Here is a 24,817-nt window from a genome sequence, read left to right as displayed (position 1 = left end):
GCTTCCGTACATTCGCGCACAATAGCCGGGAACGTTTTGTTCGCCGGGGGTTGCATCCGATACTCAGATACAGGTTTACCGTCGAGGCATGGCACAAGACATCGACCTGGTCTGGGCCCCTTCGGCGTGCACGCTGCCCACCGCGGAGCAGCCGCTACGCCTGGCCGAGTTCGACACCCTGTTCGCCGACGCGGTGCGGAGCGTGGCCCGGCCTGAGCCCACGCGGCTACGCCTGGACCTCGTCTTCAGCCCCGGCAACGCCTCACGGGCCGCCGAGCTGACGGCGCGGGAGAGCGACTGCTGCTCGTTCTTCACCTTCACCCTCACCATCGCGGGCGGCGGCCTGGCGCTGGACGTGACCGTACCGCCCGAGCACGTCGAGGTGCTGGACGCCCTGAGGGCACGCGCCGGCGCGGCAGGGCGGCCGGCGTGAAGCAGGACATCGACGGGCCGTCCTGCGCAGCGGCCAGGTGGCCGAGCGGGCCGGGGTCAACCTGCAGACCCTGCGCTACTACGAGCACCGCAGCCCTCCCGGCTCCAGCCCAGCCGCGGCCCGCCCCCATGCCGTTCAGGCCCGCTCGCGGGTCAAGAGATCACACCCGCCAGGTGCTGGTGCACTGGGCCGGGCTGCCACCGAGGCCGGGCTGCTTCGTGCAGGCCCTGTACAGCCAGTTGGCCTTGGCCCGGTGTGCCTGGCTGTAGGTCGTGTTCTTGATCGTCAGCAGGCCAGGCGAGCTCTGCCACTTCCTCTTCGAAGGGTCGTACACCGACAACCAGAGATTCTTGCCGTTAGCTCCCGAGTTCTTCGGGACGCGAGCCCAGATGTAGGTGTTCGCACCCCACTTACCTGAGCGAAGCTGCAGCGTGTAGGTACTCTTGGCGACGGTGACGCGCTTCGTCGTCAGGTTGCCGACGCCTGTGGCGTACCTCGGCGCGTCCTTCGACCAGTAGCCCGCCGCCTGGGCGCTGGAAGCGGCCATGACGAGCGCGGCCGACGCCGCCAGGGCGACGGTGCCCACGGACGCGATGCGCCCCACGATTTTCCGCATGCGTGTGATCTTCTCCTTCTCCCGGCCTGGTCGGCCGGGTCGATTGACTTCGGCCGGTCACACGCTAGGGAACGGCGGTATATCCGCGGTATTCAGCCGGGCACCGGGGATTGTGCCAGGATGCTCGGCATGTCCAATCGCGCACTGAGCTTCGGGGTGATGGCGGAAGCCTACGAACGGTTCCGGCCGGGATATCCTGCGCGGCTGGTCGACATGGTGATGGCGTACGCGGCGCAGCCCGTGCTGACCGCCCTCGAGATCGGCGCCGGCACAGGCAAGGCGACCCGCCTGTTCGCTCAGCGAGGGGTCGCCGTCACCGCGACCGAGCCCGACGAGGCCATGCTCGCCGAGCTGCGCAAGCACGTGCCGGCGAACGTCAGCACCGCGCGGGCCGCCTTCGAGGACCTGCGACCGGGTGAGACGTACGGGCTGGTCTATGCGGCGGCGGCGCTGCACTGGACGGACCCGGAGGAGCGGTGGTCCCGCATGGCCGCGCTGCTCGAACCGGGCGGCGTGTTCGCGTCGTTCGGCGGTCCTGTCCAGCTGGCCGACCCGGCCGTGGAGGAGGCCGTTCGCGTGGCACGGTCACCGTTCCTGGCCAGCGACGAGGTGCCGTCTCCTGACGGGACGCCTCCGGAGGAGGCCATGCAGTGGCCGGGTACGGAGCTCCAGCGCTCCGCGTGGTTCGCCGATGTCCGGCAGTCCGTGGTCGAGCGGCGGTTGACGATGAGCGCCCGCGACTACGTCGGCTACCTCTCGACCGTCTCGGCCTATCTCGTCCTGCCGGCCGTGGAGCAGGAGCAGGTGTTCAGCCGGATCATGCAGGTGCTGCCCGCGACGGTCGAGATCGCCGCCGACATCACCGTCCATGTCGCGAGGCGGCGCCGGGAGCTCTAGTCCGCGCTGCGTGAGGCACGCTCATTCCCGGCGGCGCGCGGAGACCTACGTACGAGGGTGCAGGACGACAAACAACCCCCGGGCCCGGGAGCCGTCCGGCATCCGCCAGGAGCCGGCGACGTGGCCGAGCGCCTGCGGTGGAAGGGAAGACGCGTCGTCCGGTGAAGGACGCAGGGCCCGGTGCAAGCGGAGGGCCGTAGCCCGCGACGCGGGCAGCAGCAGGGTGCCCTCCTGGTCGTCGGTGGCGGTGGTGAAGCCGGTGAGGCCGGCACCGCTGTAGGACCGGGTGACCTCCCGGTCGGGGGTGTCGCTGGTGTTCTGGTCCTGGGCCTGGACGCGGCCCTCGATAAGGGCCTCCAACTGGGCGAGGAGCACATGGTCGTGGCAGCCGTCGTAGGCCCAGCGCCGCCCCAGCACGCCGTGTTCCATGGTGCCGATGAGGGCGTGCTCAGCCCCGTCGAGCGGGGCGCCGCGATAGGTGAGCGGCACCAGGTAGTTGGTCGGGTGGGCGCCGGAGGCATCGGTGACCACCATGAACTCGATTCCCACCTCACCCTGCGGGTCGTCCAGCCGGAAGCCGCCGGCCTTGGACAGATGAGGTGTGCCCGTCCCGCCGAGATACCACGGCCGGGAGGGGAGCCAGGAGGTGAGAAGCTCCAGCTTGGTCGGCTTGAGGGCGGTGCGGTGGATGACGGCCATACCGGGGGTTCTCCTCCGCTGCGGGTGTACGGTCTGGATGGTCGTTGCCGGCGGACCATGAGCTCCGGTCCGGGTCCTCGGAGATCGCGGTCCGGCCATCGTGCCACGTCGTCCTGGCTTACGCGTCGCCGGGGTCGCGCAGCGCCAGTGCCTGGGCGTCGGCCAGCCCTTTGCGGGCCGCGATCCGGCGCCGGGCCCGCGCCTGCGCGCTCGTGCGCGCTCGTGCGCGGGCGGTATTTCGGCTGTTGCCCGCAGCCGCACGGCTCGAAGCCTTCGTACCGCAGCCCCGCGCCCAGCACGGCCTCGACAGCCGCCCACTCGCGGTCCTTCGTCCTGCGCGGCGCGGCGGCGGCAGGCCGGCCGATCCCTCGGCCGGCCTGATGGGCGTGCAGGCGTCAGGAGCTCGTGAGGATGACGAGTTGCCGGGTGGCCCGGGTCATGGCGACATAGTGGTCGACCGCTCCTTCGACGCCCGTGCCGAACGCCTCCGGGTCGACGAGTACGACGAGGTCGAACTCGAGCCCCTTGGCCAGCTCCGGGGTCAGCGACCGGACGCGGGGCGCACCCGGGAACGTGGGGTCGCCGATGACGCAGGCGGTCCCGTCGGCGTGGGCGGCGAGCCAGGTGTCGAGGATCGAGCTCAGATCCGCGGTGGATCCGTGGACGACGGGGACGCCGCCGCTGCGGATGGAGGTCGGCACGTTGGCGTCCGGGAGCACGGCCCGGATGACCGGCTCGGCTTCGGCCATGATCTCTTCCGGCGTCCGGTAGTTGATGCTCAGGGAGGCCAGGTTGACGCGGTCGAACCCGATCCGTTCGAGCCGTTCCTGCCACGACTCCGTGAACCCGTGCCTGGCCTGGGCGCGGTCGCCGACGATGGTGAAGCTCCTGGACGGGCAGCGCAGCAGCAACATCTGCCATTCCGCGTCGGTCAGTTCCTGGGCCTCGTCCACGACGATGTGGGCGAACGGCCCGGCGAGCAGATCGGGTTCGGTGCCGGGCAGCGCGTCCTCGTCGACCAGGGCGTCCCGCAGGTCCTGTCCGTGCAGCATCGTCACGACGCCTTCGCCGTCGTCGTCGGCCTCGAGCAGGTCGTCGACGACGCCGGCCATGCGTTCGCGTTCGGCGGCGACGGACGCTTCCCGGCGGCGCCTCTGTCGTGACGCCTCCGGGTCGCCGAGCCGTTGCCGTGCCGCGTCCAGGAGCGGCAGGTCGGACACCGTCCAGGCCTGGGCGTTGTCGCGCTGAAGCAGCCGGACCTCTTCGCGGCTGAGCCAGGGGGCGCACTTGCGCAGGTAGGCCGGCACCGTCCACAGGTCTCCCACCAGGTCGGACGCCTCGATCAGCGGCCACGCGCGGTTGAAGGTCGTGAGCAGTTCCCTGTTCTGCAGCAGCGACCTGCGGAGCAGGTCGGGGGAGACGTCGCCGTCGTGCTTGTCGGCCAGGATCGTGAGCAGTTCCTCCCAGATCCGGTCACGGGCCTCGTTGTGCGGGGTGCCGGGTTCCGGCGCTTCGAACGCCTCGGCCCAGTCGTCGGCGCTCAGCCAGATGTCGGACCAGTGGGTCGTGACCGCCATCCCCTCGGTGGGCGGGTTCTCGTAGAACCTGACGGCCGGCTCGATCGCCTTGACCAGGTCCGCGGACGACTTCAGGCGGGCCACGTCCGGGTCGGCCTCGATCGCCGCGGCGGCCCCCTCGGCGACGAGGTCCCGCAGGGTGCAGGTCTGTACGCCCTCCTCCCCGAGACTGGGCAGCACGTCGGAGACGTAGGCCAGGTAGGGCTGGTGGGGGCCGACGAACAGCACGCCGCCCCTGCGGTGACCGAGGCGCGGGTCGGAGTAGAGGAGGTAGGCGGAGCGGTGCAGGGCGACGACGGTCTTGCCCGTGCCGGGACCGCCGTCGACGACGAGAGCGCCGCGGGATCCGGCGCGGATGATGGCGTCCTGGTCGGCCTGGATGGTGCCGAGCACGTCGCGCATCCGGGGCGAGCGGCTGCCGCCCAGGCTGGCGATGAAGGCGGACTGGTCGTCGAGCGCGGCGTGCCCGTCGATCTGGTCCGGGGTGAACACCTCGTCCCAGTAGTCGCTGATCCGGCCGCGGGTCCAGCGGTATCTCCGGCGGCTGGCCAGGCCCATCGGGTTGGCGTGGGTGGCGCCGAAGAACGGCTCGGCCGCGGGGGAGCGCCAGTCGATCAGCAGCCGGCGACCGGCGCTGTCGGTGAGGCCGAGTCGTCCGACGTACACGGGCTCGGGGTTGTCCGCGCCGACCATGTGCCCGAGGCACAGGTCCAGACCGAAGCGGCGCAGGGCGCGCAGGCGGGCGGTCAGCCGGTGGATCTCCAGGTCCCGGTCCAGCGCCTGCCGCCCCTTGCCGCCGGGGGCCCTGCGCTCGGCTTCGAGGCGGTCGGACAGTTCGGCGATCGACTGCTCGAGGCTTTCGGCGATGGCCGCGAAGTGCCGCTCGTCGCCGGCGATGAGCGCCGGGTCGGCCTTGGGGGCGAGGTGGTCGGGAAGGTCAAACGCGCTGGTGGTCAGCGGGTTCACGTCATCTGCTCCGATCTGAGGGTGCGTGGACCCACCCGTACGCCGGCAACGGCACCCGCGTTCGCGCAGGGTGTTCTGGCCTTGGCCGACGATTGTGCGGCACGACCCGGGTCTTGCCGCAAGCCCCCGGGTGCGCTATAGGTTGAGAGTGGAAAGGAGCTGCAGTTCCCTTTCCGTTCTGGTCCGCTGGACGGACGACCTCTTCTTCTGCTGGTGTGCTTCAGAGCCGTACGTGCTCCTCGGGGTGTTCCTGTCCACGGCCGCGAGCGACAGGTGGGAGCAGGCCGGTCGGCTGCTCGACCTGGTCATGGACGCGCTCACCACGCCCCGCCGCGGCGTGCCCTAGTCGCTGCCGGTCACGAAACTCTGGATGGCGACCACCGCGCCGCCGCGGGCCCATTCGCGGAAGTCGTCCGCCTCGATGACCACCTCGGCCGAGCTCGGCACGCCCCGCCGGTTCGCGGTGAGCGCCGCGTCGAGGTCGTCCTTGCCGACGCGGGCCAGCTCGACGCCCTCGCCCGCCAGGATCACCGTCTTCACCATGGAGATCGTCGTGATGTGCGCGATGAGCCTGCCGAGGGCCCGCGCGGCCTCGCGGACCACGCCCAGGCACACCGTGTCGCCGGCCGCGGCGCCCCGCATGACCTCCTCGTACGTCACCTCCCGCCGCAGCCCGAGCCCGGCGGAGATCCCGATCGAGTCGCTGGACAGGTACGCCGAGGCGCATCCGCGGTGACCTTCCGTGCACATCGGCCCGCCGGGGCTCAGCACCAGGTGGGCGAACATGCCGAGGTCGGCCTCGGCCGCGGCCACGAGGTGGTCGTGCACGATGAGGGCGTAGCCGATGCCCGCGCCGATCGTGACCAGCGCGAAGTCGCGCAGGCCGCGTCCGGCGCCGAACCAGTGGTGCTGGTGGGCAAGCGCGGCCACGTCGTTCTTGACCACGCACGGGAGGCCGAGCGCCTGCTCCATCAGCGGCTCCAGCGCCACCTGCCGCCAGCCGAGGAACGGCGCGTCGATCAGCCGTTCGCGGCCGACGGGCGCGGAGCTGCGGGCGTCTCCGCCGATCGTGACCCCGGCGGCGACGATCGGCGTCCCGCCCGTCCCGCCCGTCCCGCCCGTCCCGCCCGTCCCGCTCGTGCCGGTCGCGTGGGTCCCGCCCGTCCCGCTCGCGCCGGTCGCGTGGGTCCCGCCCGTCCCGCTCGCGCCGGTCGCGTGGGTCCCGCCCGTCAGCTCGTCCAGCAGGTGCCTGGCCTGGTGACAGACGGCCCCGGGGGAGTGGTCGGCGATCGGCTCGTCGCGGGCGGCGACGACGCCGGCGCGCAGGTCGGTGATGACGGTGTGGATCCGGTCGGCGGTCAGCTTGATGCCGAGGAAGCGGTGCTCGCCCGCGGCGACGTCGAGCGGGCGGGTCGGCCGGCCGTTGACGGGGTCGTGCACCACGTCGCCCTCGACGAGGAGGCCGGCGTCGACCAGGGGTCTGGTCAGCCTGGTCAGGCTGCCGGTCGACAGGTGCAGGGTCTTGGCCAGCGCGGTCCTGGACTGCGGGCCGTGGATGATGAGCTCCTTGACGATGGAGCGTGCGGCGTCGGGCAAGGCGTCCCACATGTCGAACCATCTTCGGGGTGCAACACCCTTCAACGCCAGCCTCCCGTTCTTGACTTTGCGACAAAGCTAACATGACGACCCCGTGACGATCTCCGCACATTGCCGTGCTCGAATTTGCGGACAAGTAGTGACATGCGCCTCACTTGTTCTCTAGGTTGGCTTTGTCGCGAAGCTATCTTTGCTTCGCCCCGAAGGAGGCGTGGATGGGTTTCAGAAGGGTCTCCGGCTCGATCGCGGTGCTCGGCACGGCCGTACTCCTGGCCGCATGCTCGTCAGGCACGAACGAGAGCGCCGGCACGCAGGCGGCCGAGACCGGCCCGGTCACGCTGCAACACTGGTGCTGGAGCGCCGGCCAGAAGGAGAAGGTCGAGGCCTTCAACGAGGCCCATCCGGACATCCAGGTGCGGCTCACCGACGTCGGCGGCGGCACCGACACCGCGACCAAGCTGGTCACGGCGAGCCGGGCGGGCAACGCCCCCGACACCGCGTGCCTGGAATACCAGACGTTGCCCGCCATGATCGTGGCCGGCGCGCTCGCCGACATCGCCCCCCACACCGGCGACGTCAAGGAGGCCTTCAGCCCTGAGGTGTGGACGCTCACCAGCTTCGACGGCGCCGTCTACGGCGTCCCGCAGGACGTCGGGCCGATGGTGTTCGTCTACAACAAGAAGCGGTTCGACGAGCTGAAGATCGAGCCGCCCGCCACCTGGCAGGATTTCGCGAAGCTCGCCGCCGACGTGCGCAAGAAGGACCCCGAGGCCTATCTCGCCACCTTCGCCCCCGCCGAGTTCGGCAACTTCGCCGGTCTCGCCCAGCAGGCCGGCGCGTCCTGGTGGAAGGTCCAGGACACGACCTGGACGGTCGGCATCGCCGACGCGCCCTCCCTGGAGGTGGCCGGCTTCTGGCAGGACCTCATCGACAAGGACCTGGTCAAGGCCGAGCCGCTGCTCACCCCCGAGTGGAACAACAAGCTCAACAAGGGCAAGATCCTCAGCTGGCCGAGCGCCCTGTGGGCGCCTGGCGTGTTGTACGGGATCGCGGAGGAGCAGGCCGGCGACTGGGCCATCGCGCCGCTGCCGCAGTGGAAGGAGGGCGACGACCGGGTGGCCTTCCAGGGCGGCAGCGCCATCACCGTCACCAAGGACTCCAAGCACGTCGAGGCCGCGGCCACGTTCGCCAAGTGGATGAACACCGACAAGACCGCCTACGACCTCCAGATCGCCGAGGGCGAATATCCGGCGTCGCTGGCCGGGCAGCAGGCGACGAGCAGCAGCGAGCCGCCGAAGCTGGTGTCCGGTCAGAAGGACTACTGGCAGGTCGCCGCCAAGGCCGCCCAGAGCACGATCCCGCACATCAGCTGGGGGCCGAACGTCAGCACCGCCGAGAGCGTGTTCAAGGACGCCGTGTCCGCCGCGGTCCGCGACAGGACGCCGCTGGCCGACGCGCTGAAGAAGACGCAGCAGGCCGTGGTCGACGACATGAAGTCCACGGGATTCAAGGTCGCCGGCTCATGACCGCCGGCACCGGCGCCCGCCGCAGGACGCGGGCGCCGTACCTGTTCGTCGCGCCGGCCGTCCTGCTGTTCGTGGCCTTCCTGGCGATCCCCATCGGGTACTCGCTCTACCTCAGCGTCCGCGGCCTGCGGCTGACCGGCAAGGGCATCTTCGGCACGCGCGAGGAGGTCTTCGTCGGGCTCGACAACTACGCCAGGACGCTGACCGACCCGGAGTTCTTCGCCGGCTTCGGCAGGCTCGCCCTCTACGGGCTGATCAGCGTGCCGCTGACGCTCGGGCTGGCGCTGCTGTTCGCGCTGCTGCTCGACTACGCGGGTGCGCGCGGCCGCCGGTTCTCGCGTACGGCGATCTTCCTGCCGTACGCCATCCCCGGCGTGACCGCCTCCCTGTTGTGGGGCTTCATGTACCTGCCCTCGACCAGCCCCTTCAGCTTCGTCACCCGGGAGCTGGGGCTCGGCGAGATCCCGTTCCTGGGCGCGGGCGTCATCTACCCGTCGCTGGCCAACATCGCGGTGTGGGGCGGCGTCGGCTTCAACATGATCATCATCTTCACGTCGTTGCGCGGCATCCCCGCGGAGTTGTACGACGCCGCCCGCATCGACGGCGCCTCCGAATGGCAGATCGCCTGGCGGGTCAAGATCCCGCTGGTGGCGCCCGCGCTCGTGCTCACCGGCCTGTTCGCGCTGATCGGCACCCTCCAGGTGTACGGCGAGCCGACCACGCTCAGCCCGATGACCACGGAGATCTCCCAGGCGTGGGTGCCGCTGATGCAGATCTACCGGGACGCCTTCGTCCGCGACGACCTGCCGCTCGCCTCGGCCGCCTCCGTCCTCCTGGCCGTGGGCACCCTCGCCGTCTCGGTCGTGTTGCTGAAGGTCACCCAGAGGCGGGCGTTCGGAGGAATGCAGTGAGAGCCGCCGCGCTCCCGCACCAGCGGGCCAAGCTCCTGCCCACCGTCGTGCTGCTGGTCGGCGCGTTCTACTGCCTGGTGCCGGTCGTCTGGGTGATCGTGGCCTCCACCAAGTCGAGCGCCGAGCTGTTCTCCACGTTCACCTTCGCGCCGGGGACGGGGCTGCTGGACAACCTGCGCGACCTGTTCGCCTTCGGCGGCGGCCAGTATCTGCGCTGGGCCGCCAACAGCGCGCTCTACGCGGGCGTCGGCGCCGCCGCGTCCACCCTGATCTCCACGCTGGCCGGCTACGGGATGGCGAAGTACGACTTCCGCGGCCGGAGCGTGCTGTTCTACGCGATCCTGGCCGGCGTGCTCGTGCCCGGCATGACCCTGGCGATCCCGCAGTACCTCATCATGTCGGAGACGAACCTGGTCGGCAGCCACTGGTCGGTCCTGCTGCCCAGCCTCATCTCCCCGTTCGGCATCTACCTGGCCCGCGTGTACGCCATGTCGTCGGTGCCGGACGCCACGCTGGAGGCGTCCAGGATCGACGGGGCGAGCGAATATCGCATCTTCGGCTCCATCGGGCTGCCCATGATGCTCCCCGGCATGGTGACGATCTTCATGCTGCAGTTCGTGGGCATCTGGAACAACTTCCTGCTGCCGTACATCATGCTGTCGGACCAGGGGAAGTTCCCGATCACCGTGGGCCTGTACACCCTGCTGGCCAAGGGCTCCTCCGAGCCCGCCCTCTACGGCCTGGCCATCGTGGGCGCCGCCGTGTCGGTGGTCCCGCTCGTCGCGCTGATGTTGTTCCTGCAGCGGTTCTGGCGGCTGGACCTGCTCAGCGGAGGGCTCAAAGGATGATCATGGGCGCGGCCGCGCCCGACCTTCGCACCGCCTAGCAGAAAGCCATTCATGCACCTGCATCACTTCAGAGCCGCCGGCGTGTCCGTGGTCCTGGAATGCCCGCCCGACGCCCTGCCCGCGCTGCTGTACTGGGGGCCGGACCTGGGCGCGCTCGGCGAGGACGCCCTCGGGCACCTCGCGGCCGAGTTGCGGCCCCGGGCCGACCAGACCGTGGAGGTTCCGGTGCGCACAGCGCTGGTCCCCGAGGGGCGTACCGGATGGATGGGCATGCCCGGTCTGTCCGGACATCACCAGGGGGAGAACTGGTCTCCCGCCTTCACCGCCGTCACCTATGAGCGGGCGGGCCAGGGCGTCACAGCGACCGCCACGGACTCCCGTGCCCGGCTCGACCTCACGATCACCGTGGAGCTCGACCCTTCAGGGTTGTTGCGCGCGCGGGCGGAGCTGCGTAACCGGCACGGGCTGCCGTACACGCTGGACGCGCTCAACCTCGTCCTGCCCGTGCCCGGCAACCCCACCGACCTGCTCGACCAGGCCGGACGGTGGTCCAAGGAACGTATCCCGCAGCGGCGGCCCCTGACCGTCGGCACCCACCTGCGCGAGAACCGGCGCGGCCGCACCGGAGCCGACGCGGCCACCGTGCTGCTCGCCACCACGGCGGGCACCGGTTTCCAGCGCGGCGAGGCCTGGGGGCTGCACGTCGGCTTCAGCGGCAACCACCGGCACTACGCCGAGCGCACCGCCACCGGCCGGACCATGCTCGGCGGGGGCGAGCTGCTGCTGCCCGGCGAGATCATCCTGCGGACCGGCGAGACGTACCAGAGCCCCTGGGTCTACGCCACCTACGGCCGCGGCCTCGACGAGGCGGCCCGCCGCTTCCACGCCCACCTGCGCGCCCGTCCCTCCCACCCGTCCACGCCGCGGCCCGTCGTGCTCAACACGTGGGAGGCCGTCTACTTCGACCACGACCTGGACCGCCTGCTCGACCTGGCCGAGCGCGCGGCCAGGGTCGGGGTCGAGCGGTTCGTGCTCGACGACGGCTGGTTCGCCGGCCGCCGCGACGACAGCGCCGGGCTCGGCGACTGGCACGTCGACGCGGACGTGTGGCCCGACGGGCTGCACCCGCTGGTCGAGCGGGTCAGAGGGCTCGGCATGGAGTTCGGGCTCTGGCTGGAGCCCGAGATGATCAACCCGGACTCCGGCCTGGCCCGCGCCCACCCCGAATGGATCCTGCAGACCGGCGACCGCCTCCCGCCGCCCGCCCGGCACCAGCAGGTCCTCGACCTCACCAACCCCGCCGCCTACTCCCACATCAAGGAACGGCTGCTCGCCCTGATCACCGAGTACGGCCTCGACTTCATCAAGTGGGACCACAACCGCGACCTCGTGGACGCCGGGTCCACGATCCGCGAGGGCCGCGCCTCGGTGCACGCCCAGACCCTGGCCGTCTACCGGCTGCTCGACGAGATCCGCGCCGCGCACCCCCGGCTGGAGATCGAGTCGTGCTCCTCCGGCGGCGCCCGCGTCGACCTCGGCATCCTGGAGCGCACCGACCGCGTCTGGGCCAGTGACTGCATCGACTCCGTCGAACGCCAGCAGATCATGCGCTGGACCGCCCAGCTGCTGCCGCCCGAGCTGGTCGGCAGCCACATCGGCGCCGGCCGCTCGCACAGCACCGGCCGCCGCCACGAGCTGTCGTTCCGCGCCGCGACGGCCTTCTTCGGCCACTACGGCATCGAATGGGACCTCACCGCGCTCGACGACGCCGAGCTCGACGAGCTGGCCGGCTGGGTCTCCCTGCACAAGCGGCACCGGCACCTGCTGCACACCGGCACGATGGTCCGCCTGGACGACACCCCGGAAGGCGTACGGGCGCACGGCGTGGTCGCCCCGGACACGAGCGAGGCCCTGTACGAGATCGCCGTGCTGGACCGCCCGGCCACCTGGCCGCCGGGATTCATCCGCCTTCCTGGCCTCGACCCGGACACCGTCTACCGCGTCCGCCCGCTCGTGCCCGTGACCTCGCGCGGGGCGGCGCCCGCCTGGCTGTCCGGCGGCGCCGAGCTGCCCGGCTCGGCGCTGGCCGCCGCGGGCGTCGCGGTGCCGCCGCTGTTCCCCGAGCAGTGCGCGCTCCTCCACCTCGAGGCCGTGCCCCCGGCGTAGGGACCGTGCCGCCGCGGCCCGGTGGCGGCGTCAGGAGATGCGCACCATCGCGCGGCTGTTGTGCAGGATCCGGAAGCGCCCGTCGGCTCCCGGGTCGAGGAAGACGACCTCCCGGCGCTCCCCGTCGTCCTGCCCGACCTCGGCGAAGCGGGAGCCGTCGAGCGCGGCCAGCGTCGCGACCGGATTCGTGACCAGGGATTCGACGTAGCTGGAGCGCGGGATCGTGGTCATCGTCAACACGTTCCGCCCGTCATGGCCGATCCTGATGGTGGCCGGCCCCATGTCGAAGTCGCCGACGTACGGGCGGGGGTCGATGGGCGTCCCGGCCTCCGGAGGGCTCGCCGGCGCGGGGGCGCGCACGCCGGCCAGCTCGTGCAGCAGCGGATGGACGAGGTCGGCGTGGAGCGCGTCGGCGGCGCCGCCGTTGGTGAGCAGGGCCACGGCCACGCCCGCTCCGGGGACCATGCGCAGGTAGGCCTTCTGCCCGATCGTCGCCCCTGAGTGGCCGGTGACCGTGCCGCCGTCCCAGTCGTGCACCTCCATGCCCAGCCCGTACGAGCGGGGAAAGGCGGACAGCGGTGGCGGCGTCACCTGCGGCGTGCCCATGGCCTCGACGGCGGCGCGCGAGAGCAGGCGCGTGCCGTCGGGGGCGAGCCCGTGGTTCAGGTGCAGGCGGGCGAACTCCAGCAGGTCCGTGGCGCTCATGGCCAGACCGCCGGCCGGATCGAGCGCGCGCGGGAGCGACCAGACGGGAGCGGGGCCCGTCCCGACGTGGCCGACCGCGGCGCGGTGCATGAGCGCCTGCTCCGGCAGGGTGACGACGGTTCCCAGCCCCAGCGGCCTGGCCAGCCGGCGCTGTGTCACCTCGCCCCAGGCGCCCTCCCGCAGCACCTCGACCAGGCGGCCGAGGACGACGAAACCGGCGTTGTTGTACGAGAACAGCGCGCCGGGCTCGGTCACCTTGGGCGCGCCCGACAGGTTGGCGACGAGGGCGGCCACGGCGTCCTCGTTCCTGCCGTAGTCGGCGAGGTCCTCTCCCGGGAATCCCGCGGTGTGCGTCAGCAGGTGGCGAGGGGTGACGGCCGCGGCGGCGTCCTCGTCGGCGAGCGCGAACTCCGGGAGGTGGTCGCGGATCGGCCGGTCGAGGTCCAGCCGCCCCTCGTCCACGAGCTGCATGACGAGCGTGGCCGTCCACGTCTTGGTGACGGATCCGATCTGGAAGACGGAGTCCGGGGTGGCCTCGACGCCGGTGCGGGTGTTGAGCACTCCCGTGGCCGCCTCGGCGACGGCCCCGCCGTGCAGGACCGCGAGTGCGGCGCCCGGCACCCGATGCCGGCCGGCCAGCGTGGCGAGGCGCTCGCGCAGGTCTGATGCGGTGATGGTCATGGCGATTCTCCCAGGTCGATTGATCTCACATTTAAGACCATAGCCAAAAATGGAGTCAATGGAGCGCTACGATTTCCCCTAGGACGATCGGAGGATGCCCGTGAGCGATGTCGGTGTACTGCACCCGGTCCGGATCCGGGTGGCGCAGATCCTGGCCCTCGGCCCCCGCACCGGGACACAACTGCGCCAGGCGTTGCCGGACGTCCCGTACAGCAGCCTCTACCGGCACATCCGGTGGCTGGTGGACGCGGGCGTCATCCGCGTCGTCGGCGAGCGGAAGGTGCGCGGAGCGGTCGAGCACACGTACGAGCTGGACGAGCGCGCCGTCCAGGGCGCGGTGCCCGATCCCGCGAGGTTGTCGACCGGCGACCACGAGCGGGCGGTGACCGCCTTCGTCACGGGCCTGATGGCGCAGGCGCACGCCTACCTGGAGGGCGACCCGGACGATCCGGTCGCCCAGGGGCTGACCTACACGTCCGTCCACGTGTGGGTGGACGACGACGAGCTGGCCCGGCTCCGCGCGCGCCTGCGCGACCTGATCGACCCCGTCGCGCACGCCACCCCCGGGCCAGGGCGGCGGCAGATCACCCTCGGCGTCGTCGCGATCCCGCAGCCGGGCGGCGCCGAGCCCGCCGGCCCTACGGCGCGGTGAGCGGTTCGGCCTCGTACGCCTCGTGCAGCACCTCCACGAAGGACGGCGCCTCGGGCAGGGACACATGGCCGATCCGGTGCACGGCGAGCCCCGGCGTCCACGAGTTCATCACCACGGCGCCCGCCAGCGCCGGCAGTCCGGCGAGCGTGACCTCCTCGACCCGCTGGGGCACGCCGAGGCGGTCCAGCTGCCTGCGGACGATGCCCATCGTGGTCCCGGCCAGCATCTCGGCCTCGGGCCACACCACCGCCGAGCCGTCCCAGAAGGCCACGTTCCAGATCGAGCCCTCGCTGAGCCGCCCCCGGCGGTCGACGAAGGCGGCGTCGTCGAAGCCCTGGCCGACGGCCTGGCGCAGGTAATAGGTCTTGGCGGCCTCTCCGACCTGCTTCACGGCCGGCAGGAACCGTTCGTGCTCGATCGCCGCCAGGGCGAGCGGGCCCAGCGGGCCGGTCGAGGCGGGCCCGGTGCGTACGAGCAGCTCCGGCTCCACCTCGGGGCCCGCCACGGTGAACTCGCCCGCCGGGGAGTAGACCGTGGCGCTCAGCGAGAGGTCGTCCGGCCCTGCCTGGAGCGCCGCCCGCAGGCCGGCGCGCACCCGGTCGTCGGGCAGGGCCCGGCCGAACAACTCCAGCGAGGCGGAGCGCAGCCGGTCCAGGTGGAGGTCGAGACCCCGCACCTGGCCGCCGCGCACCTGCATGGCGGTGAAGTGGGCGTAGCCGGCGAAGGCGAGCGGCGCCAGATCGCCGGCACTCGCCGCGTGGCCGTCGCGTTGGACAACGAAGAAGGACATACGTCGCTCCAGCATGCTCATCAGGTGGAATGTCCGTTACCACGGCGACGTTAAGGCCTGACATCGATGGAAAGGTCAAACCGCATGCTGATCGGTGAGTTGTCGCGGCGCACCGGGGTCAGCGCCCGCCTGCTGCGCTACTACGAGGCGCAGGGTCTGCTCGGCACCAGCCGCGGCCCCAACGGCTACCGGCACTTCGACGAGGACGCGGTGGTCACGGTGCGGCAGGTGCGCGCCTTGCTGAGGGCCGGCCTGTCCACCGAGGTGATCCGGTCGGTGTTGCCGTGCGCGCGGGGCGAGCGCCCGGACATCGAGTGGTGTGCCGAGTTGTGGGACATCCTGAACGGTGAGCTGGCGACCATGGACCAGCGTATGGACGAGCTCCAGAGCAGCCGTGACGCTCTCGCCGGGCTCCTGGCGCGGCCCTGAGCCGTCAGGCGGTTCGTGCCGCGCTGACCATCACGGCGGTGTAGCTCATCGTGAAGGCGCCGCCCACCGCGTCGATCGCGGCGCCGATGGCCGACAGCAGTTCGTCCATTGTGTCGGGCGGGAGCCGGGTGCCGCCTCCGTGCGTGGGTACCTGGTCGAGCCACGCGTCCCGGGTGTAGGTGTGCTCCCAGTCGACGTGCCACTGCTCCGGGTCGCCGAACGCGCCGGCCTCGCGCATGCCGTCCGCGGCCATGGCGCACATCGCGGCGTACGCCTCCTTGACCGGCTTCGTGTGGTCGTAGCCCGGCATCTCGGGCAGCACCTGGCGGTAGGCCGCGGCGAAGGCCTCGTTCAGGCCGGGCGGAGGCTGGAACGCGTTCCAGAACAGGGCCAGCCGCCCCCCGGGCCGCAGCACCTCCGCCGCCTTGGCCGCGCCGGCGACCGGGTCCACCCAGTGCCAGGTCTGCCCGGCGGTGACCGTGTCGAAGGTCCGGCCCGCGGCGTCCCAGGCCTCGAACGTCGACACCTCGCATGCGACTCCGGTGCGCCGGGCCAGGGCGGCCATGCGCTCGTCGGGCTCGACGCCGAGCACCGTGCAGCCGGCGGCCTGGAACTGGCGGGCGGCGATGCCGGTGCCGCAGCCGACGTCGAGCAGGTCGGGCCCGGGGGCGGCGGCGACGATGCGCTCCACCAGGGCGTCAGGGTAGCGGGGGCGGGTGCGGTCGTAGCGTTCGGCGTCCGTGCCGAACGATTCGGCGACCTGCCGGAGCCGATGGGGCTGGTTGTTTTCCCGCGGGATAGTGGGCATGCGCCCACCATAGTGGGCATCTGCCCACTCGTCTAGCCTGGAGTGCCCGGCGACGGTTGAGGAGGGACGCGCGGTGCCGACAGGCGTGGCCATGCGCGACGTGCGCGAGCAGCTGTTCAACGCCGCGGAGCGCATCCTGCTCCGGGCCGGGCCGAGCGGGCTGACCAGCCGGGCGCTCACCACCGAGGCCGGCTGCGCCAAGGGCGTGCTGCACCGGCACTTCGCCGACTTCGACGCCTTCCTCGCCGAGCTCGTTCTCGACCGCATCGGCCGCATCGACGCTCAGGCGGTCGCCCTGCGCGCCTCCGCCGGCACCGGCACCGTCGCCGGCAACCTCACCGGAGCGCTGACCGGCGTGTTCGAGTCGGTCGCCGTGGCGATCGTCGGCCTCATCACCTTCAGGGACGAGCTGCGGGCCCGGCTGCGCCGGACCCTGCCCACCGGGATCCCGCTCCTGGCCGAGGCCACCACCATGATCGCCTCCTACCTCGCGGAAGAGCGCGAGATGGGCCGCATCGCCGCGGACGCCGACGTCGACACGCTGGCGCTCGCTCTCATCGGGTCCGCGCACCTGCTGTACGCCGGCCAGGAGGGCGCCCCGCCGGAGGCCGGAGCCGTCGAGAGGGTCGTGAACACGGTCATGGCCGACGTCGTGCAGCGACGGCTGCTCTGACCCGCGTGACAGGTGCTCAGCCGGCGTCGGGGACGTACCTCAGGTTGAGCACGCCGGTCTGGAAGGTCTCCGACTTGACCAGCTTCAGCGGGTGGGTCGGGGTGTCCTCGAACAACCGCTGGCCGTGACCCACGGCGATCGGGTGGACGAGCAGGTGGAGCTCGTCGAGCAGCCCGTTGGCCAGCAGCCACCGCACGGTCGTCGCGGAGCCGGACATCCCGATGTCGCCGCTGATCTCCTCCTTGATCTCGCGGAGCCTGGCCGCGACGTCACCGGAGACGATGGTGGTGTTGTCCCAGTCGGCCTTCTCCAGGGTGTTGGACACGACGAACTTGCGGGCGTTGTTGATCGTCGCGGCCACCTCCGGGTCGGCGTCCGTCGTCGTCCAGTAGGCGGACCACTCGTCGTAGAGCTTGCGGCCCATCAGCATCGCCGCCGCGTTCTTCATGCCGGCCTCGGCCACGGCGCCCATCTCGTCGTTCCAGTAGGGGAAGTGCCACTGGTCCGGCGACTCGACCACGCCGTCCACGGAGATGAAGAAGCTCGAAATGATCTTAGCCATCGTTCGGTTCCCTAGCCGTCGGAGTTGTTCACGGGGTGGCGCGTATGCGCCGATGTGAAGGTTAGGCGGGGAGGCCGCTCACGTCTTGTACAGAAGCGACAGCGGCTCGTCCGGCACCTGGGCGCTCAACTGCGTGGCGGTCCGCCCGACATAGCGGGTCAGCGACCGCGCCAGGTGCGGCTGGTCGAAATAACCGAGCCGGTGGATCACGTCGCCGACCGGCGTGCCCTCCTGGATCAGGACCGCCGCCTGCCTGGCGCGCGAGATCCGCTGGGCGGCGCCGCGCGTGAGGCCGGTCGCCGCCATGAAACGCCGCTGGACGGTGCGTTCTGACACGTCCGGCGCAGCGCCGCGCAGCACCGTGGCGACGATGGGGTCGCAGTCCACCACCCCCTCGCGCACCATCCGCCGGACGAACGCCTCGGCGTTGTCGTAATCGGGAAGGCGCCAGGTGGAGCCCTTCAGCCAGAACGACCTGCGCGTCGCGCCGGGGATCTCCACGGCGCCGTTGACGAGCCGGCCGCTGGGCAGATGGGGCATGGACGTGCCGAGCGAGAACGTGATGCCGAAGAACGTCGCGTCCTCGGGCACGGGGGCGGCGCTCGCCGCCGTCTCGGGCCCCCGTACGGCCACGCTGACCTGACCGCGGTGTTCCCAGAGCACCAGCTCGTAATGGGCGGTCGCGATCGACGTCATCCGGGCGATGTCATGGCTCCTGCTGCGCCACACCCGCTCGATGTGCGGCGAATCGGAGGGTCGGCTCTCGACGTGCAATCCCACCCGGGTCATCCCCCTTCGCCGCGTGTGGCACCCCTGATCAGGCAGTCTGGCACGATTCCGGCCGTCCGTGCAGGGCGCAGGACGCCCGGATCGGCCAAGGAAATAACAGTCCTTATATAAGAACTGTTATAGTTGCCTCATGGCTGACCCCACCACCCCGGATCCCACCCGCGAGAGCCTCTGGCGGCCGCTGCGGGTGCTGCAGGCGTCGATGGACGCCGACATCGCCCGCCTCTACACCGAGAAGCGCATCGACGGGCTCAAGCCGAGCTTCGTGATGGAGCTGCTCCGGCTCGACGCCCTCGGGCCGATGACCATCACCGAACTCGCCGAGTCGGTCGGGCGGACACACTCGGCGCTGAGCCAGAAGGTGGCCGCCATGCGGGAGGCAGGCTGGGTCGAGACCGTGCCGGGTGACGACGCGCGCAGCAAGAAGGTGACGCTCACCGACCACGCCCGCGGCGTCGTCGGCCGCCTGGCGGCGGAGTGGCGGGCCACCGAGGCCGCCGTCGCCGAGATCGAGGCCGAGATCCCCTATCCGCTCACCCGGGTCGTCGCCGACATCGAGCAGGCCCTGGCCCGCAAGAGTTTCCACGACCGCATCGCGGAGAAGCTGGCGGACGACCCCGCGTGGGAGTGACGTCCGAAGGCCGCCAGCGCCCGGCCCTCATCTGCCGCGAAAGTAGAGCGCCATGAGCACTGTCGCCGGCACCCACACCCTCATCGAGCCGAACATCCTCTACTTCGGCACCCCCGTGGTCCTCATCTCCTCCATGAACGAGGACGGCAGCCCCAACCTGGCGCCCATGTCGTCGGCGTTCTGGCTGGGCTGGCGGGCGGTGCTGGGGCTGGGGATGCGGGCCAAAACGGCACAGAACATGCTCAGGACCGGCGAATGCGTGCTCAACCTCCCGTCCGACGCGCTCGCGCCGGCCGTCGACCGGCTGGCGCTGACCACCGGGTCCGACCCCGTGCCCGAGCGGAAGCACGCGCGCGGTTACCGGCACGTGGCCGACAAGTTCGGGCGGGCGGGGCTGAGCGCCGTCCCGTCCGAGACGGTGGCGCCGCCCCGGGTGGACGAGTGCCCGGTCGCCATGGAGGCCGTCGTCGAACGCCACCACCCGGTGGGGGACGAGGGCGGGATCCTGGCGTTCGAGGTGCGGGTGCAGAGGGTCTGGGTGCACGAGGAGATCCGCATGGCGGGCACGGACGACCGCATCGACCCCGACGCCTGGCGCCCGCTGATCATGAGCTTCCAGAAGTTGTACGGGCTCGGTCCGCAGGTGCACCCGTCCACGCTCGCGCGGATCCCCGAGCGGCTCTACCGCAGCGCCGACCTAGAGCGGGCCCGCGCCGTCCACCAGGGCCAGCCATGAGCGGCCGGCGCAGACCCGGTTGATCTCCTCGAACGCCAGCCAGCCGGCGCCGGTGGCCTCCGACCCGGCGGGCGGCCGGGTCGGAGAGCCCAGCTCGGGGAGCGAGGCCCGGAACATCACCATGTACGCCAGCGGCGGATAGCGGTAGCCGTCGGGCGCCGGGGCGAGCAGTTCGATGCGCTGCCAGGCGAAGACGGACAGCGCGGACGAGGGCAGGCGCAGGCCGGTCTCCTCGTACAGCTCGCGGACCGCGGCGCCCGCCGCCGTCTCGCCGGGTTCGAGGTGGCCGCCGGGGATGTCCCAGCCCCGCCCGTCCACGCGCGTCATGAGGGTGCGGCCCGCCCGGTCCGACACGAACGCGAACGCGCACGTGGTCTGATCCAGCGGCGGGAGGGTCGCGGTGCGCATCAGGTCCATGCGGTGCGCCACGGGGACATAGGGGACCGTGCCGGTCAGGAGCAAATCCGTCATGTCTCCATGGTGCCCGCGATCACACGCCCCGGCGCATGGCCCGGTTGCCGAGGTAGAGCCCGGCCGCGGCCACCGCGCAGGCGGCGGCGGTGCCGTACAGGATGGAGGGGCTCGCGAGGTGGCCGGCGAAGAGGGCGCGCTGGGCGTCGACGATGTACGTGACCGGGTTGGCGTACCCGATGGCCCGCAGCCAGGCGGGGCCGGTGTCCAGCGGGAGGAGCACGCCCGAGCACAGGAGCAGCGGGAAGAGGATCGACTGGCTGACGATGTAGAACAGGGTGCCGCCGGGCGCCGACTTGATGGCGAGGACGAACGAGAGGGAGCCCAGCCCGACCCCGAAGATCACGAGCAGCACCAGACCGGCCAGCACGCCCGCCGGATGGAGTTCGAAGCCGAGGGGCAGCGCCAGCGCGATGATCAGCACGGCCTGGGCCAGCAGGACGATCATCTCCTTCATGGTCCTGCCGACGAGCATCGCGGTGCGGTTGAGCGGCGTGACCATCAGGCGCTCCGTCGAGCCGCCGATCAGCTCGACCAGCAGCGTGTAACCGGCGCCCATCGGGCCGGTCAGGCACATCATGACCAGGATCCCCGGCACGAACCACTGCCAGGACGAGCCGACCGCCCCGTCCAGCAGCGACCCGAACAGGAACAGGAACAGCAGCGGCTGCCCCATCTCGAAGAGGAGCCCGACGGGCTCGCGCAGGGCCGGCCTGACCTCGCGCGAGAAGACGGTGGCGGTGTCACGCAGGAATGTCGTCATCGGTGAGGCTTCTCCCGGTAAGAGCGAGGAACACGTCGTCGAGGGTGGGGCGGGCGGTCTCGGCGGTGGTGACCTTGATGCCGGATCCGTCCAGGGTGCGGAGATAGTCGGGCAGCGCGGCGGCGGCGTTGGGCACCTGGAGTCGCACGGTGGTGCCGGTCGCGGTCCCGTTGCCGATGCGGGCGGCCGTCGCGGCCTCCTGCTCGGTGCTGGTGGTGATGGTGATGTGGTCGCCGGCGAGGTCGTTCTTGAGCTGTTCGGCGGTGCCGTCCGCGATGATCCTCCCGCCGTCGATGATCACCAGACGTTCCGCCATGGTGTCGGCCTCCTCCAGGTAGTGCGTGGTGAGGAAGAGCGTCGTGCCGAACGTCTCCCGCAGCCGGAGGATGTGCTGCCAGATGTCGGCGCGGCTGTTCGGGTCGAGGCCGGTCGAGGGCTCGTCCAGAAAGAGCAGGTCAGGGCGGTGGATGAGGCCGAGGGCGATGTCAAGGCGGCGGCGCTGGCCGCCGGAGAGGGTGCCGGGCTTGCGCCTGGCCAGCGGCCGGAGGTCGAGCAGGTCCAGCAGTTCGTCGGCGCGGGCGGCCGCGTCGCGGATGCTCAGGCCGTAGCAGCGGCCCTGGGTGATGAGCTCGTCGCGGACGAAGAAGTTCTCGCCCGCGCTGTTCTTCTGGCCGACGTAGCCGATGCGGGCGCGGACGGCGGCCGGGTTCTTGCTTACGTCGTGGCCCGCCACCCTGGCGGTGCCCGAGGTGGGCGGCAGCAGTGTGGTGAGCATGCGCAGGGTCGTGGACTTGCCTGCGCCGTTGGGGCCGAGGAACGCCACGAGCCGGCCGGCCTCCACGTCGAGGTCGATGCCGCGAACGGCGGTGACGGTCTCCTTCTTGACCTTGAACTCTCGGGTCAGGCCCCGGGTGTGGATCATGGTCGGTCTCCTCTGGGCATGGCGAAGAAACCCCTGGTCGGGGCGGGAAATCCGGAATGGGAGAAGTTTGCGCAGGGGAAACCGGGTTTGGCAAACGCGAATGTGACGTTCACGAACCGCTCTGACCTGCGGAAACGACGTCTTCGGCGGCCGCTCCCATAGGGGCGATTTCAGGGCTCTGAGGTGCGGGTTTCCGGATGGCGGAGAAGTTTTTTCCGGACGGGGGTCCGGGGGCGGTGGTTCTGGCAGCATGTCGGGTCATGCGCAGACTTGCCGTGCTGGTGAACGGGCTGCCGGGAGCGGGGAAGAGCACGCTGGCCCGGGCGCTCGGCCGCGAACTCGGGCTGCCCGTGTTCTCCAAGGACGATCTCAAGGAGACGCTGGCCGACGTCCTCGCCAGGCCCGACGGCGTGGAGGCGCGGGAGTGGAGCAGGCGCCTCGGGATGGCCGCGGGCGAGAGCCTGTGGACGTTGCTCGCGAACTCCCCGCCGGGTGCGGTGCTGGAGAGCCCGTGGCTCGCGCCGCTGCGTCCCGTGGTGCTGGCCGGGCTCGACCGCGCGGGCGTCCCGCCCGCGAGGGTGCGCGAGGTCTGGTGCGAGGTGCCGTCCGATGTGGCGAGAAGCCGGTACGAGCGCCGGGTGCGGCACACGATCCACCATGACGCCGAGGTCGATGACGAGCGCTGGCGGCAGTGGACGGCGGCGGCGCGGCCGCTCGCGCTGGGGCCGGTCATTTCAGTTGATACGTCGAAGAGCGTGGATATTGCCGGACTTGCACATTTGTGTATGGCTCCGGAAGGATCTCCGGGGTGAAACGTCTGTGGTTATCAGCGGTCATTCTGGCGACGGGGATGACGGGAGTCGCCGAGGCCGCCGACGGCGTTCCCGGGGTCGACGTCAGCAACTGGACCGGTGACATCGACTGGGAGAGCGTGGCCTCCGGGGGCGGGAAGTTCGCGTTCGTGCAGGCCACCGAGGGGGCCGACTACCGCAACCCGCGTTTCGGCACGCAGTTCGGCGGCGCGGCGGAGGCCGGGCTCCACCGCGGCGCCTATCACTTTGCGCAACCGCACGAATCCGACGGGACAACTCAAGCCGACTATTTCCTCCAAAATGGCGGCGACTGGATCGGCGACGGCCAAACCCTGCCCGGGGTCCTCGACGTGGAGGACAATCCGTACAAAGACAAGAACGGCAAGAACTCCTGCTACGGCCTGTCGACGAAGGACATGGTCGGCTGGATCAAGGACTTCACCGTCCGCTACCGCAGGGCGACCGGGCGGCACGCGATCATCTACACCACGACGAGCTGGTGGCGGACCTGCACGGGAAACTCGGCCGCCTTCACGTCCAACCCCCTCTGGCTGGCCCGCTGGGGCAGCGAGCCCGGTGCGCTGCCGAAGAGCTGGAAGAGGCACACGTTCTGGCAGTCGGCGGACAAGGGCACGCTGGCCGGCGGTCAGAACGCGTTCAACGGCAGCGAGTCCCAGCTCAAGGCGCTGGCCAACCCGCCCGCCGAGGTGATGGTCTCGGGCGAGGCCAGGAGCCGGACGTCGTACCGGGTCGTCGTGACGAACACGGGCCCGCACCCCGTCAAGGACATCAAGGTGTCGGGGCGCGCGTTCGGCGGGCAGCGGGTGGTCGAGGCGCCGGCGTGCAAGTTCAGCGGGACGGCGGTGTCGTGCCGGATCGAGGAGTTGCCGCGGGCGAAGAAGGTGACGTTCGTGTTCACCACCAAGCCCAGGAAGTCGAAGGGCACGGTCGGCATGAACGTGACCGTCGGTTCAGTGAAACTCACCCTGAAAGCGCGATAAGGCAGGATAAATCCCAAGTCCTGGTGTTAAAGGGGGTTTGGGATGAAGCGGCGGTTGGTTGTGGCGGCGGCGCTGATCCTGCTCACCGCCACGGCCTCGGTGCCGCTCGGCCTGTCCCTGCCGCCCAGGATCGTCCAGATCGCCTACGAGATCGAGCGGTACGGCATCGCGTACTCGTGGGGTGGCGGCCACGCCGAGGAGCCCGGCCCCTCGAAGGGCACGTGCAGGGGTTACCGGGGCAGGATCAAGCCCTGCCCGGCGGCCAGAACGCGCGGCCTCGACTGCTCGGGGCTGGCCAGATGGGTGTACGCGCTGGCGCACGGCAGAGACGTGCTGGGGCCGGGCAACACCGACGCGCACGTACGGAAGATGCGCCGGGTGAAGTCCCCGAAGCCGGGGGACTTAGCGTTCTTCGGAAAGATCACCAAAAAGACCGTCAGAACCCATCATGTCGGCATCTACCTGGGCAATGGGACGATGATGAACGCGCCCGAGACCGGGGCGATCGTGCGCGTCGACGACATCGCCGAGAAGAAGGACTTCGCCGGCTTCTACCGCTACCGCCCGCCGCGTACGGTCCGGTGACGCGTGGGGCGGCCGGAAATTGAGAGACCCGGTGGCTAATGTGTGCGGCTATGGACAGGCGATGGGTCGGCCTCGACGGCTACGAGATCCTGCCGGCCATGAGGGCCGGCCGGCAGGTGTTGCGTGTGCGCAGGCACGGGTGCGTGATCGCCGATTGCACCTCGGTCGCGCAGGTGGCCGGGCTCGTCGATCTGGCCGACCTGTGCGAGGTCGTCGAGCTGCCCGCCCGGCGCCGTGCGGGGGTTCCCGCGGAGGCCGGAACAAGTTCGCATCAGGGCTGAGCGCCGTGTATGGTTACACCTGTCCGCAGCGCCGGACAGGCCCCTATAGCTCAGTCGGCAGAGCGTCTCCATGGTAAGGAGAAGGTCAACGGTTCGATTCCGTTTGGGGGCTCCATCTCGAAGCCAGCCTTGCTGGTGATTGCATCGCATGACTGCCGCAGATTGACGGCGTCTGTGAGTGTTCCGTTCGTGGTGTAGCGCCGACTCGCCGCGACTTCTCCGTGTCCTGTCCGCCTGAGCGGAGCCACTTCTGTTCGCTGTCGGTGCGAGTATGCCCAGCTAGTCCCTATT

At 70.8% G+C, this 24,817-nt stretch carries 28 protein-coding genes and 1 tRNA gene; 17 read left to right on the top strand and 12 right to left on the bottom strand.

Features of this window, described 5'->3' with window-relative positions; all coding sequences use genetic code 11:
- Positions 1 to 88: 88 nt before the first annotated feature.
- Positions 89 to 433: a hypothetical protein gene (locus ABGA98_RS05830; protein ID WP_347617107.1), complete on the top strand. Its 345-nt coding sequence runs from the start codon at positions 89 to 91 to the stop codon at positions 431 to 433.
- 160 nt (positions 434 to 593) lie between these two features.
- On the opposite strand, the gene ABGA98_RS05825 is transcribed toward ABGA98_RS05830, so the two are convergent.
- Positions 594 to 1,049 (bottom strand): hypothetical protein, encoded by a 456-nt coding sequence (locus tag ABGA98_RS05825; RefSeq protein WP_347617106.1) that lies wholly within the window; start codon positions 1,047 to 1,049, stop codon positions 594 to 596.
- A 129-nt stretch (positions 1,050 to 1,178) separates the two neighbouring features.
- Here ABGA98_RS05825 and ABGA98_RS05820 point away from each other — a divergent pair, with 129 nt between their 5' ends.
- Complete coding sequence (locus tag ABGA98_RS05820) at positions 1,179 to 1,946, top strand: class I SAM-dependent methyltransferase (RefSeq protein ID WP_347617105.1); 768 nt, start codon at positions 1,179 to 1,181, stop codon at positions 1,944 to 1,946.
- 45 nt (positions 1,947 to 1,991) lie between these two features.
- Here ABGA98_RS05820 and ABGA98_RS05815 read toward each other — a convergent pair whose 3' ends face one another.
- Positions 1,992 to 2,645 (bottom strand): 1,4-alpha-glucan branching protein, encoded by a 654-nt coding sequence (locus tag ABGA98_RS05815; RefSeq protein WP_347617104.1) that lies wholly within the window; start codon positions 2,643 to 2,645, stop codon positions 1,992 to 1,994.
- Between the two features lie 395 nt (positions 2,646 to 3,040).
- Positions 3,041 to 5,188 (bottom strand): RNA polymerase recycling motor ATPase HelR, encoded by a 2,148-nt coding sequence (gene helR / locus ABGA98_RS05810; RefSeq protein WP_347617103.1) that lies wholly within the window; start codon positions 5,186 to 5,188, stop codon positions 3,041 to 3,043.
- A 148-nt stretch (positions 5,189 to 5,336) separates the two neighbouring features.
- Here helR and ABGA98_RS05805 point away from each other — a divergent pair, with 148 nt between their 5' ends.
- Positions 5,337 to 5,534 carry a hypothetical protein gene (locus tag ABGA98_RS05805; protein WP_347617102.1) on the top strand — a complete coding sequence of 66 codons (198 nt, stop codon included), beginning with the start codon at positions 5,337 to 5,339 and terminating at the stop codon, positions 5,532 to 5,534.
- Here the strand turns inward: ABGA98_RS05805 and ABGA98_RS05800 are convergent.
- Entirely contained in the window at positions 5,531 to 6,796 is a 1,266-nt protein-coding gene (locus ABGA98_RS05800) for an ROK family transcriptional regulator (protein WP_347617101.1), read from the bottom strand. The two genes, ABGA98_RS05805 and ABGA98_RS05800, sit on opposite strands and share 4 nt — an antisense overlap.
- A 203-nt stretch (positions 6,797 to 6,999) precedes the next feature.
- On the opposite strand from ABGA98_RS05800, the gene ABGA98_RS05795 reads away from it, so the two are divergent.
- The 4 genes from ABGA98_RS05795 to ABGA98_RS05780 are packed head-to-tail and all read left to right on the top strand — an operon-like array spanning position 7,000 to position 12,235.
- Complete coding sequence (locus ABGA98_RS05795) at positions 7,000 to 8,310, top strand: sugar ABC transporter substrate-binding protein (RefSeq protein WP_347617100.1); 1,311 nt, start codon at positions 7,000 to 7,002, stop codon at positions 8,308 to 8,310.
- On the top strand, positions 8,307 to 9,221 hold the full coding sequence (locus ABGA98_RS05790; RefSeq protein ID WP_347617099.1) for a sugar ABC transporter permease: 915 nt from the start codon (positions 8,307 to 8,309) through the stop codon (positions 9,219 to 9,221). The genes ABGA98_RS05795 and ABGA98_RS05790 overlap by 4 nt, the downstream gene beginning before the upstream one ends.
- Positions 9,218 to 10,069 (top strand): carbohydrate ABC transporter permease, encoded by an 852-nt coding sequence (locus ABGA98_RS05785; protein ID WP_347617098.1) that lies wholly within the window; start codon positions 9,218 to 9,220, stop codon positions 10,067 to 10,069. Before ABGA98_RS05790 ends, ABGA98_RS05785 begins: the two co-directional genes overlap by 4 nt.
- Positions 10,070 to 10,120: 51 nt before the next feature.
- Positions 10,121 to 12,235, top strand: a complete 2,115-nt coding sequence (locus ABGA98_RS05780; protein WP_347617097.1) for an alpha-galactosidase — start codon at positions 10,121 to 10,123, stop codon at positions 12,233 to 12,235.
- Between the two features lie 30 nt (positions 12,236 to 12,265).
- On the opposite strand, the gene ABGA98_RS05775 is transcribed toward ABGA98_RS05780, so the two are convergent.
- Positions 12,266 to 13,621 (bottom strand): serine hydrolase domain-containing protein, encoded by a 1,356-nt coding sequence (locus tag ABGA98_RS05775; protein ID WP_347617096.1) that lies wholly within the window; start codon positions 13,619 to 13,621, stop codon positions 12,266 to 12,268.
- Between the two features lie 100 nt (positions 13,622 to 13,721).
- Between ABGA98_RS05775 and ABGA98_RS05770 the strand changes: the two genes are divergently transcribed.
- The gene (locus tag ABGA98_RS05770) at positions 13,722 to 14,273 is read left to right on the top strand and encodes a helix-turn-helix domain-containing protein (RefSeq protein WP_347617095.1); all 552 of its coding nucleotides are present in this window, start codon (positions 13,722 to 13,724) and stop codon (positions 14,271 to 14,273) included.
- Here ABGA98_RS05770 and ABGA98_RS05765 read toward each other — a convergent pair.
- Positions 14,260 to 15,063, bottom strand: coding sequence for an aminotransferase class IV family protein (locus ABGA98_RS05765; protein ID WP_347617094.1), 804 nt, complete (start codon positions 15,061 to 15,063; stop codon positions 14,260 to 14,262). The genes ABGA98_RS05770 and ABGA98_RS05765 overlap by 14 nt on opposite strands.
- 84 nt (positions 15,064 to 15,147) lie before the next feature.
- Between ABGA98_RS05765 and ABGA98_RS05760 the strand changes: the two genes are divergently transcribed.
- Positions 15,148 to 15,492, top strand: a complete 345-nt coding sequence (locus ABGA98_RS05760) for a MerR family transcriptional regulator (RefSeq protein ID WP_347617093.1) — start codon at positions 15,148 to 15,150, stop codon at positions 15,490 to 15,492.
- Positions 15,493 to 15,496: 4 nt separating this feature from the next.
- Here ABGA98_RS05760 and ABGA98_RS05755 read toward each other — a convergent pair whose 3' ends face one another.
- Positions 15,497 to 16,300: a methyltransferase domain-containing protein gene (locus ABGA98_RS05755; protein WP_347617092.1), complete on the bottom strand. Its 804-nt coding sequence runs from the start codon at positions 16,298 to 16,300 to the stop codon at positions 15,497 to 15,499.
- 73 nt (positions 16,301 to 16,373) lie between these two features.
- On the opposite strand from ABGA98_RS05755, the gene ABGA98_RS05750 reads away from it, so the two are divergent.
- On the top strand, positions 16,374 to 16,973 hold the full coding sequence (locus tag ABGA98_RS05750) for a TetR/AcrR family transcriptional regulator (RefSeq protein WP_347617091.1): 600 nt from the start codon (positions 16,374 to 16,376) through the stop codon (positions 16,971 to 16,973).
- Between the two features lie 16 nt (positions 16,974 to 16,989).
- Here ABGA98_RS05750 and ABGA98_RS05745 read toward each other — a convergent pair whose 3' ends face one another.
- The gene (locus ABGA98_RS05745) at positions 16,990 to 17,535 is read right to left on the bottom strand and encodes a dihydrofolate reductase family protein (protein WP_347617090.1); all 546 of its coding nucleotides are present in this window, start codon (positions 17,533 to 17,535) and stop codon (positions 16,990 to 16,992) included.
- 78 nt (positions 17,536 to 17,613) lie between these two features.
- The gene (locus ABGA98_RS05740) at positions 17,614 to 18,315 is read right to left on the bottom strand and encodes a helix-turn-helix domain-containing protein (protein WP_347617089.1); all 702 of its coding nucleotides are present in this window, start codon (positions 18,313 to 18,315) and stop codon (positions 17,614 to 17,616) included.
- Between the two features lie 139 nt (positions 18,316 to 18,454).
- On the opposite strand from ABGA98_RS05740, the gene ABGA98_RS05735 reads away from it, so the two are divergent.
- The gene (locus ABGA98_RS05735) at positions 18,455 to 18,955 is read left to right on the top strand and encodes a MarR family transcriptional regulator (RefSeq protein WP_347617088.1); all 501 of its coding nucleotides are present in this window, start codon (positions 18,455 to 18,457) and stop codon (positions 18,953 to 18,955) included.
- Positions 18,956 to 19,007: 52 nt separating this feature from the next.
- Entirely contained in the window at positions 19,008 to 19,691 is a 684-nt protein-coding gene (locus ABGA98_RS05730; RefSeq protein ID WP_347617087.1) for a flavin reductase family protein, read from the top strand.
- On the opposite strand, the gene ABGA98_RS05725 is transcribed toward ABGA98_RS05730, so the two are convergent.
- The 3 genes from ABGA98_RS05725 to ABGA98_RS05715 are packed head-to-tail and all read right to left on the bottom strand — an operon-like array spanning position 19,653 to position 21,847.
- On the bottom strand, positions 19,653 to 20,162 hold the full coding sequence (locus ABGA98_RS05725; RefSeq protein ID WP_347617086.1) for an NUDIX domain-containing protein: 510 nt from the start codon (positions 20,160 to 20,162) through the stop codon (positions 19,653 to 19,655). The two genes, ABGA98_RS05730 and ABGA98_RS05725, sit on opposite strands and share 39 nt — an antisense overlap.
- Positions 20,163 to 20,181: 19 nt before the next feature.
- Positions 20,182 to 20,925: an ABC transporter permease gene (locus tag ABGA98_RS05720; RefSeq protein WP_347617085.1), complete on the bottom strand. Its 744-nt coding sequence runs from the start codon at positions 20,923 to 20,925 to the stop codon at positions 20,182 to 20,184.
- Positions 20,906 to 21,847: an ATP-binding cassette domain-containing protein gene (locus ABGA98_RS05715; RefSeq protein ID WP_347617084.1), complete on the bottom strand. Its 942-nt coding sequence runs from the start codon at positions 21,845 to 21,847 to the stop codon at positions 20,906 to 20,908. The genes ABGA98_RS05720 and ABGA98_RS05715 overlap by 20 nt, the downstream gene beginning before the upstream one ends.
- A gap of 260 nt (positions 21,848 to 22,107) precedes the next feature.
- Here ABGA98_RS05715 and ABGA98_RS05710 point away from each other — a divergent pair, with 260 nt between their 5' ends.
- From ABGA98_RS05710 to ABGA98_RS05690, 5 genes are all read left to right on the top strand, one after another.
- Positions 22,108 to 22,659 (top strand): AAA family ATPase, encoded by a 552-nt coding sequence (locus ABGA98_RS05710; RefSeq protein WP_347617083.1) that lies wholly within the window; start codon positions 22,108 to 22,110, stop codon positions 22,657 to 22,659.
- A 38-nt stretch (positions 22,660 to 22,697) separates the two neighbouring features.
- Positions 22,698 to 23,660 (top strand): lysozyme, encoded by a 963-nt coding sequence (locus ABGA98_RS05705; protein ID WP_347617082.1) that lies wholly within the window; start codon positions 22,698 to 22,700, stop codon positions 23,658 to 23,660.
- A 42-nt stretch (positions 23,661 to 23,702) separates the two neighbouring features.
- Positions 23,703 to 24,245 carry an NlpC/P60 family protein gene (locus ABGA98_RS05700; protein WP_347617081.1) on the top strand — a complete coding sequence of 181 codons (543 nt, stop codon included), beginning with the start codon at positions 23,703 to 23,705 and terminating at the stop codon, positions 24,243 to 24,245.
- A 50-nt stretch (positions 24,246 to 24,295) separates the two neighbouring features.
- Positions 24,296 to 24,526: a transposase gene (locus ABGA98_RS05695; protein WP_347617080.1), complete on the top strand. Its 231-nt coding sequence runs from the start codon at positions 24,296 to 24,298 to the stop codon at positions 24,524 to 24,526.
- A gap of 39 nt (positions 24,527 to 24,565) precedes the next feature.
- A tRNA-Thr gene (locus ABGA98_RS05690) sits at positions 24,566 to 24,641 on the top strand.
- The last annotated feature ends 176 nt before the right edge of the window (positions 24,642 to 24,817 follow it).

This window comes from Nonomuraea sp. B1E8 (genome assembly GCF_039871515.1).
Lineage (GTDB): Bacteria > Actinomycetota > Actinomycetes > Streptosporangiales > Streptosporangiaceae > Nonomuraea.
Note: the sequence above shows the minus strand (reverse complement) of the source record. Positions and strands in the feature narration are given on the sequence as shown.